Origin of the sequence: uncultured Georgenia sp. (assembly GCF_937958535.1) — a bacterium.
In the GTDB taxonomy this organism is placed as follows: Bacteria; Actinomycetota; Actinomycetes; order Actinomycetales; family Actinomycetaceae; genus Oceanitalea.
The window spans coordinates 1-9,151 of sequence record NZ_CALGNQ010000185.1 but is presented as its reverse complement, the minus strand read 5'-3'; the positions used below and the strand labels follow the sequence as shown (position 1 = coordinate 9,151).

The following is a 9,151-nucleotide window of genomic DNA, read 5'->3' as shown; positions in this document are numbered from 1 at the left end:
ATCGGGCCGTGCTTGAGCTCCCCGGCGGCGAAGCCCTCGGCGTGGATGTAGGCCAACTCCTTGAGCTTGAGCGCCCCCTCGAGCGCGACGGGGTAGCCGACGTGCCGGCCGAGGAAGAGCACCGAGGTGGCGTCCTTCATCGAGCGGGCGACGTCGCGGACGTGGTCCTGCCGCGCGAGCACCTCGGTGACCCGCGCCGGGATGCGGCCGAGCTCGGTGAGGTAGTCGGCGACCTCGTCGAGGTACTTGTTCCCGCGCAGCTGGGCGAGGTAGAGGCCCAGGAGGTAGGTCGCGGTGATCTGGGCGAGGAACGCCTTGGTGGAGGCGACCGCGACCTCCGGCCCGGCGTGGGTGTAGAGGACGGCGTCGGCCTCCCGCGCGATCGTCGACCCGTGGGTGTTGACGACGGCGAGCACCTTGGAGCCCTGCTCCCGGGCGTGGCGCACCGCCATGATGGTGTCCATCGTCTCCCCGGACTGGGATACGGCCACGACGAGGGTCTTCTCGTCGACGACCGGGTCGCGGTAGCGGAACTCGTGGGCGAGCTCGACCTCGACCGGGATGCGGCACCAGTGCTCGATCGCGTACTTGGCGACGAAGCCGGCGTAGGCCGCGGTGCCGCAGGCCACGACGATGATCTTGTCGATGCTGCGCAGGATGGCCTCGTCGATGCGCAGCTCGTCGAGCTGGAGGTGGCCCAGCTCGTCGGTGCGGCCGAGCAGGGTGTCGGCCACGGCCTGCGGCTGGTCGTGGATCTCCTTGTCCATGAAGGAGTCGTAGCCGCCCTTGACGGCCGCCTCGGCGTCCCACGCGACGGTGAAGGCACGCGGCTCCACGGGGTTGCCCTGGGCGTCGACGACGGAGACCGAGTCGGCGGTGATGGTGACGACCTGGTCCTGGTCCACCTCGAGGGCGGACTTGGTCTGGGCGACGAAGGCGGCGACGTCGGAGCCGAGGTAGTTCGCGCCGTCGCCGAGCCCGACGACGAGGGGGGAGTTGCGGCGGGCGGCGACGATCGTGCCGGGGTGGTCGGCGTGGAGGGCGAGCAGGGTGAAGGCGCCCTCGAGCCGGGCGGTGACGGCGAGCATGGCGGCGGTGAGGTCGCCGGCGTAGGCGCGGGTGAGCAGGTGGGCGACGACCTCGGTGTCCGTCTCGGAGGCGAAGGTCGCGCCGTCGGCCTCCAGCTCGGCCCGCAGCGCGGCGAAGTTCTCGATGATGCCATTGTGGATGACCGCGACCCGTCCGTCGTCGGACAGGTGCGGGTGGGCGTTGGCGTCGGTGGGGGCGCCGTGGGTGGCCCAGCGGGTGTGCCCGATGGCGACCTGCGTCTCGGGCAGCGGGCTGCGCTCGAGCTCCTCGAGCAGCCCGCCGAGCTTGCCGGCCTTCTTGCGCACCGTCACGGCGCCGTCGGAGACGACGGCGACCCCGGCGGAGTCGTACCCCCGGTACTCCAGCCGCGCCAGGCCGTCGAGGACGGCGACGGAGGGCGGGGTACCCGCGGTCGTCCCGGACACTGCACCCACGATTCCGCACATGGCTCCCCAGCGTAGTGGCCGGGGTGGGGCCCGCGCGCACGACGCCCCGTGGACGCACGTCACAGGCAGGCCCGCGGGTAGGTCACACTGGTACCCGTGTCAGTGCAGCCAGTGACGCCAGCCACGCAACCCTCCGTCTCCCCCTTCCTGGAGTTCGACCGGAAGACCTGGAGCCGTCTGTCCGCGTCGACGCCGCAGCCGCTGACGGCGGCGGACATCGACCGGCTCCGCGGCCTGGGCGACCCGGTCGACCTCGACGAGGTGGACACCGTCTACCGGCCGCTGTCGCGGCTGCTGGCGCTGTACGTCGCCTCCTACCGGAGGCTGGGCTCGGTCACCTCGACCTTCCTCGGCGAGCGCACCGGCCGCACCCCGTTCGTCATCGGGGTCGCCGGGTCGGTCGCGGTGGGCAAGTCGACGACGTCGCGGCTGCTGCGGGAGATGCTGCGCCGCTGGTCGGGCACCCCGCGGGTGGAGCTGGTGACGACCGACGGCTTCCTGCTGCCGAACGCCGAGCTGGAGCGGCGCGGGCTCATGGACCGCAAGGGCTTCCCGGAGTCCTACGACCAGCGCGCCCTGCTGCGCTTCCTCAGCGCGGTCAAGTCGGGGCTGCCGGAGGTCACCGCCCCGGTCTACGACCACCTCACCTACGACATCGTCCCCGGCGAGCGGATCGTCGTGCGACGACCGGACGTCCTCATCGTCGAGGGCCTCAACGTCCTCCAGCCGGCCCGGACCACGGCCGACGGCTCCCCGAGCCTGGCGGTGAGCGACTTCTTCGACTTCTCCATCTACGTCGACGCGCGGACCAGCGACGTGCGCCGCTGGTACGTCGACCGTTTCCTGCGGCTGCGGCGGACGGCGTTCTCCGACCCGCGCTCCTACTTCCACCGCTACGCCCGGCTGAGCGACGACGAGGCGGTGGCGACGGCCACCGACATCTGGACGCGGATCAACGAGCGCAACCTCGTGGAGAACATCCTGCCCACGCGCGGCCGGGCCTCGCTCGTGCTGACGAAGACGTCCGACCACCGGATGCACCGGATGCGGCTGCGCAAGATCTGACCGGTCACCCGGCGTGCCGGGCTCAGCGGGCGGCCGCCCGGAGGCGCGGGTCAGCCGGGGGTGCTGGTGCGCTCGTCGCAGTGCTCGGCGCCGGTCTCGGGGCTCGCCGGCCCCGTCCCGGGCTCCGGCTCGGCCTCCTCGGCCGGGACGTGGCCGCGGCTGAGGTCCGCCAGCCCCGCCCCGAGCCGGGTGAACCGGCGGTGGAGGCGCTGGATGAGCGCGTCGACGACGAAGCCGAGGAGCACCCCGCCGATGACACCGACGACGACGGCGACCACCGGGTGGTCGTGGAGGAACACCCCGGCGCCCATGCCCAGGAGCGTGGAGTAGCAGCCCCACATGACACCGGCGATCCCGGCGATGACCATGAACCGGGCGCGCGGGTAGCGCACCGCGCCGGCGGTCATGTTGACGGCCACGCGGCCGATCGGGACGAAGCGCGCGGAAAGGATGAAGACGGTGCCGCGACTGGCCAGCGCCCGCCCGGCCCAAGCCAGGCTCGCCTGGCCGCGGCTGCCCCGGAACAGCCGCATCCGGTGGACGGGGACCTTGCTGCCGATGGTGTAGGCGATGACGTCCCCGGTGAAGGCCCCGAGGGCGGCGACGAGGATGAGCAGCCACAGGCTCGGCCCGGTGCCGGTCATCGCCAGCACGGCGACCGCGATGACGACGGACTCGCTGGGCACCGGCGGGAAGAACCCGTCGATCGTCGCCAGCAGCAGCACCCCGAGGAGGATCCACGGCGACTCGGCCATACCGAGCACCCAGGCCTCGACGACGGCCATGGCCTCGCTCATGAGATCACCACCGAATCATTCAACCGTGCCGGGACCACCGGTGTCATCGGGGATCCCCCTGATTCGCCGGCGCTCTCAGGGCAGCGCGAGCCGGGTGCGCACGACGTCGGCGAGCTCGGCCGCCACGCTGTCCGCCTCGTCCTGGGTGGCGGCCTCGACCATGACCCGCACGAGCGGCTCGGTGCCCGAGGGCCGCAGCAGCACCCGCCCGGAGTCGCCCAGGCGCCGCTCGGCCGCGGCGACCGCCGCCTGCAGCGCCTCGTCGGTGGTGGTGCGGGTCTTGTCGACGCCGGGGACGTTGAGGAGCACCTGCGGCAGCCGGGTGACGATGGAGGCGAGGTCGGCGAGCGGGCGTCCGGTCTCCACCACCCGCGCGGCGAGCAGCAGCGCGGTGAGCAGGCCGTCGCCCGTCGTGGCGTGGGCCGAGGCGATGATGTGCCCGGACTGCTCGCCACCGAGGGTGTAGCCCCCGGCGCGCATCGCCTCCAGGACGTAGCGGTCCCCCACCGCGGTCTGCACGGTGCGGATGCCGGCCTCGCGCATCGCCAGGAGCAGGCCGAGGTTGCTCATCACGGTGACGACGAGCGTGTCCTGCGCGAGCTGTCCGTGCTCCTTGAACGCGGTGGCGAGCACCCCCATGATCTGGTCGCCGTCGACGATCGCGCCGGTGTGGTCGACGGCGATGCAGCGGTCGGCGTCCCCGTCGAAGGCCACGCCCAGTGCGGCGCCGGAGGCCACCGTGACCGCCTGGAGCTGCTCGGGGTGGGTCGAGCCGCACTCGTCGTTGATGTTGCGGCCGTCCGGGGAGGCGTTGATGACGACGACGTCGGCCCCCGCCTCGCGCAGCGCGAGCGGGGCGATGTCGCTGGCCGCGCCGTTGGCGCAGTCGATGGCGATGCGCAGGCCCTCCAGCGGCCGGCCGGTGGCGGCCACGAGGTGGTCGATGTAGGTGCGGTCGGCGGCCCGGGCGTCCTCCTCGATGCGGCCCACGCCGTCCCCGATGGGTCGCTCCCAGCTGGTGCCCAGGCTCGCCTCGATGGCGTCCTCGATGGCGTCCTCGAGCTTGTAGCCGCCGCGGGCGAAGAACTTGATGCCGTTGTCGGGCATCGGGTTGTGGGAGGCGGAGATGACCACACCGAGGTCGACGTCGGTCGTCGCGGTGAGGTGCGCGACGCCGGGGGTGGGCAGCACGCCCACCTGGACGACGTCGACGCCGGCGCTGGTCAGGCCCGCGGCGATGGCGCAGGAGAGGAAGTCACCGGAGACACGGGTGTCGCGTCCGATGACGGCGCGGGGACGGCGGCCCTCGGTGGTCGCGGTGAGCACCCGCGCGGCCGCGGCCCCCAGCCCGAGCGCGAGCTCGGCGGAGATGTCCCGGTTGGCGAGTCCGCGCACGCCGTCGGTTCCGAACAGTCGGGGCATGGGGAGGTTCCTTCGGGTCGAGAGCGGCCGGTATGCCGCAGCGGGCGACGGACCTATCGTGCCAGGTGGCACGACGACGGCCCCGTCGGCTGCTGCCGGACGGGGCCGTTCGTGTGCGCGGGTCAGCGCTTGGAGTACTGCGGGGCCTTGCGGGCCTTCTTCAGCCCGGCCTTCTTGCGCTCGACGGCGCGGGCGTCACGGGTGAGGAAGCCGGCCTTCTTCAGCGCGGGGCGGTTGGCCTCGGCGTCGATCTCGTTGAGCGCGCGGGCCACGCCCAGGCGCAGGGCACCGGCCTGGCCGGAGATGCCGCCGCCGTTGATACGGGCGATGACGTCGAAGCGGCCCTCGAGGTCGAGCAGCGCGAAGGGCGAGTTCACCATCTGCTGGTGGAGCTTGTTGGGGAAGTAGTCCTCCAGCGAGCGGCCGTTGATGCGCCACTGGCCGGTCCCGGGGACGAGTCGGACGCGCGCAACCGCTTCCTTGCGGCGACCGAGCGCCTGGCCCGGGGCGGTGATGCTCTGACCGCTGCCCGTCGCGGGGGCCTCGGTCTCCGTGGTGTAGCTGCTGGGGACGTTCTCGTCGTCCAGCTCGATGTCGGTGGTCTCTGCCACAGTTCTCCTCGTGTCCTGTTGCGGGGCGCCTGGTCCGGGCGGACTACTGGGCAACCTGGGTGATCTCGAAGGCCTGCGGCTGCTGCGCGGCGTGCGGGTGGTCCGGGCCGGCGTAGACCTTGAGCTTCTTCAGCTGCTCGCGGCCGAGGGTGTTCTTCGGGAGCATGCCGCGGACCGCCTTCTCGACGGCGCGCTCGGGGAAGCGCTCGAGCAGCTGCGCGTAGCTGACGGCCTTGAGCCCGCCCGGGTACCCGGAGTGGCGGTAGGCGATCTTGTCCTCGCGCTTGCTCCCGGTCAGGGCGACCTTCGCGGCGTTGACGACGATGACATAGTCACCACTGTCGACGTGCGGGGCGAAGCTCGGCTTGTGCTTCCCACGGAGCAGGGTGGCGACCTGAGACGCCAGTCGGCCGAGGACGACGTCGGTAGCGTCGATGACGTACCAGTTCTTCTCGACGTCGCCGGGCTTCGGTGTGTACGTGCGCACGGGCGTAGCCTTCGTTTCTCTCATCGAGGACGGCGTGCGAGGCGCACTGCCGCCCATGGTCTGGTGATGCTCGCTGCGGGCATCCGCGCCGCTGCGCCGGCGAGTGGGAGGCACCGGGGAGCGCAAAGGGATGCACAACGACATCCAAGGGTACCGCCGGGGCGGGCACGTGGTCAAAGGCGGTGCGGGAGGGCCCGAGTGAGACGTGCCACGGGCCTCAGCCGGGCGTGCCGCCCTCGTCGGTGAGCCCGATCGGGTCGTCCTCCTCACGGACCCGCATCGCCGCCTCCTCCGCGGCCGCGGCGCCACCGGCGACGCCGACGTCCTGCGCCATGACGTCCTGCTCCCGCTCGCCACCGGCGCCGACGCTCTCCTCGCCGGCCGCCTCGAGCCGGCCGGCGCGGTCCGGTTCCCGGCCCGGGTCCGGCCGCTGCGGCTCCTCCCACACCTCCGGCTCCTCCTGGGCGAGCCGCTCGGCGTGCGTGTCCCCCTCGACGAGCTCGGCCTGGGTGAGGTTCTCACCGCGCAGCGGGTCGCGCTCGGGCGGTGAGTAGCCCTCGTCGAGGAGCTCGTCCACGGCGCGGTCCTCGAGGGTGTCCTCCTTGGGCAGCTGGTTGCTGTCGCCCTCGCCCGGCAGCTCGGGGTCGGGGCTGGTGGCGGGGGTGTCCTGCGCTGGCTCGCTCATCGCTCCAGGCTGCCACCCGGTCCGCGGTCCCGCACGGGGAGCCTGCTCAGCCCAGGGTGCGGAGGTTGCGGGCCGCGGCGGCGCGGGTGGCGAGCTCGGCGTCGGGCGGGTAGCCCACCTCCTCCAGGGTGAGGCCGTGGGCGGCGGCGACCGTGACGGCGGGGTCGCGCCGGCGGGCGGCGAGGACGGCGGCGGGCCAGTCGACCGGCCGGCGCCCCTCGCCGACGGCGAGGCTCGCCCCGACCAGGGCCCGGACCATGGAGTGGCAGAAGGCGTCGGCGCGCACGTCGGCGACGACGAGGCCGGCGTCGGGCTCCCCCGCGGGCACCCGCCGCCAGCGCAGCTCCTGGAGGGTGCGGATCGTCGTCGCCCCCTCCCGCGGTCTGCAGTACGCGGCGAAGTCGTGCTCGCCGAGGAGCTGCTGGGCGGCGGCGTCCATGGCGGCGACGTCGAGCGGGCGGCCGTGCCACAGCACGTCGTGGCGGCGCAGCGGGTCCCGGGCGTGGGGACGGTCGGCCACCCGGTAGGCGTAGCGGCGCCAGACGGCGGAGAACCGGGCGTCGAAGCCGGGCGGGGCGACCTGTGCGCGCCAGACGACGAGGTCACCGGCGCCGCGTGGGCGGGCGTCCCGGCCGAGCACCCCGGCGAGCCGGGAGACGAGTGCCTCCGCCGGGGGTCGGTCGCTGCGGCCGGGCACGGCCTCCCACGCCGGCCGGGGCAGGTCGACGTGGGCCACCTGGCCGCGGGCGTGGACGCCGGCGTCGGTGCGGCCGGCGACCGTCAGCCGGGCCGGCTCGGCCAGGCGCAGCACGGTGCGCAGCGCCTCTTCCAGCGTCCCCTGCACCGTCCGCAGGCCGGGCTGGGCGGCCCACCCGGCGAAGTCGGTGCCGTCGTAGCGCAGGTCGAGCCGGACGCGGACGAGCTGCGTCCCGGCCGCTGCCGGCACGTCGGGCCCGGCCGCGCCGGTGGGGGTCGCTGCAGTCACGCCTCGCAGGCTAGTACCGTCACCCGGGTGGACCCAGTGAGCACCGGTGACCGAGGCCCGGCCACGCTCGCCGTCGACTGCGGCGGCGGCGGCATCAAGGCCTCCGTCCTCGACGCGGCGGGCACGATGCACGCCCAGCCGGTCCGCACGGCGACCCCGTACCCGCTGCCCCCGGAGCGGCTCCTGGACACGGTGCGCCAGCTGGCCGCCCAGCTCCCCCGCGCCGACCGGGCGACCGTGGGCATGCCGGGGATGATCCGCCACGGTGTCGTCGTCTCCACCCCCCACTACGTCACGCGGGCGGGCCCGCGGACGAAGGTGCTGCCCGAGCTCGTCACCGCGTGGGCGGGCCTGGACTTCCAGGAGGCGCTCTCCGCGGAGCTGGGGCTGCCGGTGCTGCTCCTCAACGACGCCGAGGTGCACGGCGCGGGGGTCATCGCCGGGGCGGGGCTCGAGCTCGTCGTCACGCTCGGCACCGGGCTGGGCAACGCGCTGTTCGACGGCGGCCGGCTGGCCCCGCACCTCGAGCTGTCCCGGGCGCTGGCCCGGTGGGGGTTGACGTACGACGAGTACATCGGTGAGCACGAGCGGCTGCGGCTCGGGGACGCCATGTGGTCGCGGCGGGTGCGGCAGGTGGTGGACTCGCTGCGCCCGGTCTTCCTGTGGGACCGGCTCTACCTGGGTGGTGGCAACGCCCGGCGCATCACGCCGCAGACGCTCGACCGGCTGGGCGACGAGGTCGTCGTCGTCCCGAACAGCGCGGGCATCGTCGGCGGGGTGCGGGCGTGGAGCCTGCGCGGCATCAGCCCGAGCCAGGGTCCCGGCTCCGGACCGAGCGGGGGCTGACGTCGGCGACGACGTCGAGCAGGATCCGGTTGAACTCCTCCGGCCGGACGAGGGAGACCAGGTGGTGCGCCCGCGGGACGACGTGGAGCCGCGCGTCGGGGCGGGTGGCGAGGAACCGGCGCTCCTCGAGCCGGAAGTGGTCCCAGCGGCCGTTGACGAGGTGGACGGGGACGCCGGCCAGCGCCCGCAGGTCGGCGAGCGGGTCGAGGTCGGCCACGGCGGCGAGCACCGCGTCCATCACCCCGAGCTCCATCCCCCCGGCGTGCAGGTCGCGCCGCGCCCGGTCGGGCAGCATGAGACGCACGAGCGTGTCGTTGAGCCGGCGGCCGCCGCCGGGCGCCCGTCCGATGAGCGCGGCCAACCGGCGGTAAGCCGCCAGCCCGGGACCGCGGGGGCGGGTGGTGCACCCCGCGGCGACGACGGCCGCCACCGGCCGCTCGGTGCGGGCCGCCCAGTGCAGGGCGAGGTACCCGCCGAGCGACAGGCCCGCGACGACGACGTCCCCCGCGAGCGATGCCGCCGCCTCCTCGACCGCCGCGACCGCACCGTCGAGTGTGAACGGCTCCCCGGCCCGGCGCCCGTGGCCGGGCAGGTCGGGCGCCACGGCGGGCACGCGCGCCTGCGCCAGCGCCTCGAGCTGGCGCAGCCACATGGTCCGCGACGCACGCGTGCCGTGGACCAGGACGACGCCGATGGGGCCCATGGCCGGATGTTAACG

At 74.1% G+C, this 9,151-nt stretch carries 10 protein-coding genes; 2 read left to right on the top strand and 8 right to left on the bottom strand.

Annotation, left to right across the window (positions count from 1 at the left end):
* Nucleotides 1–1,535: glutamine--fructose-6-phosphate transaminase (isomerizing) (gene glmS, locus Q0195_RS09805; protein ID WP_299277695.1), on the bottom strand; the 1,535-nt coding region annotated here is incomplete at its 3' end.
* A gap of 96 nt (nucleotides 1,536–1,631) precedes the next feature.
* Here glmS and coaA point away from each other — a divergent pair.
* Nucleotides 1,632–2,600, top strand: a complete 969-nt coding sequence (gene coaA / locus Q0195_RS09800; protein ID WP_299277693.1) for a type I pantothenate kinase — start codon at nucleotides 1,632–1,634, stop codon at nucleotides 2,598–2,600.
* Nucleotides 2,601–2,650: 50 nt separating this feature from the next.
* Here the strand turns inward: coaA and Q0195_RS09795 are convergent, their stop codons facing one another.
* The 6 genes from Q0195_RS09795 to truA form a co-directional block, all read right to left on the bottom strand.
* Nucleotides 2,651–3,397 carry a DedA family protein gene (locus tag Q0195_RS09795; RefSeq protein WP_299277690.1) on the bottom strand — a complete coding sequence of 249 codons (747 nt, stop codon included), beginning with the start codon at nucleotides 3,395–3,397 and terminating at the stop codon, nucleotides 2,651–2,653.
* A 75-nt stretch (nucleotides 3,398–3,472) separates the two neighbouring features.
* Entirely contained in the window at nucleotides 3,473–4,819 is a 1,347-nt protein-coding gene (gene glmM / locus Q0195_RS09790) for a phosphoglucosamine mutase (protein ID WP_299277687.1), read from the bottom strand.
* A 122-nt stretch (nucleotides 4,820–4,941) separates the two neighbouring features.
* The gene (gene rpsI, locus Q0195_RS09785; protein ID WP_299277684.1) at nucleotides 4,942–5,430 is read right to left on the bottom strand and encodes a 30S ribosomal protein S9; all 489 of its coding nucleotides are present in this window, start codon (nucleotides 5,428–5,430) and stop codon (nucleotides 4,942–4,944) included.
* Between the two features lie 43 nt (nucleotides 5,431–5,473).
* Complete coding sequence (gene rplM / locus Q0195_RS09780; RefSeq protein ID WP_299277682.1) at nucleotides 5,474–5,917, bottom strand: 50S ribosomal protein L13; 444 nt, start codon at nucleotides 5,915–5,917, stop codon at nucleotides 5,474–5,476.
* A 217-nt stretch (nucleotides 5,918–6,134) separates the two neighbouring features.
* A complete protein-coding gene (locus tag Q0195_RS09775; RefSeq protein WP_299277679.1) occupies nucleotides 6,135–6,602 on the bottom strand; it encodes a DUF5709 domain-containing protein in 468 nt (155 codons plus the stop codon).
* Nucleotides 6,603–6,648: 46 nt separating this feature from the next.
* Complete coding sequence (gene truA / locus Q0195_RS09770; protein ID WP_299277698.1) at nucleotides 6,649–7,548, bottom strand: tRNA pseudouridine(38-40) synthase TruA; 900 nt, start codon at nucleotides 7,546–7,548, stop codon at nucleotides 6,649–6,651.
* A gap of 66 nt (nucleotides 7,549–7,614) precedes the next feature.
* On the opposite strand from truA, the gene Q0195_RS09765 reads away from it, so the two are divergent.
* Nucleotides 7,615–8,433, top strand: a complete 819-nt coding sequence (locus Q0195_RS09765) for an ROK family protein (RefSeq protein WP_299277676.1) — start codon at nucleotides 7,615–7,617, stop codon at nucleotides 8,431–8,433.
* On the opposite strand, the gene Q0195_RS09760 is transcribed toward Q0195_RS09765, so the two are convergent.
* Nucleotides 8,390–9,136 carry an alpha/beta hydrolase gene (locus Q0195_RS09760; protein WP_299277673.1) on the bottom strand — a complete coding sequence of 249 codons (747 nt, stop codon included), beginning with the start codon at nucleotides 9,134–9,136 and terminating at the stop codon, nucleotides 8,390–8,392. The genes Q0195_RS09765 and Q0195_RS09760 overlap by 44 nt on opposite strands.
* Nucleotides 9,137–9,151 lie beyond the last annotated feature (15 nt).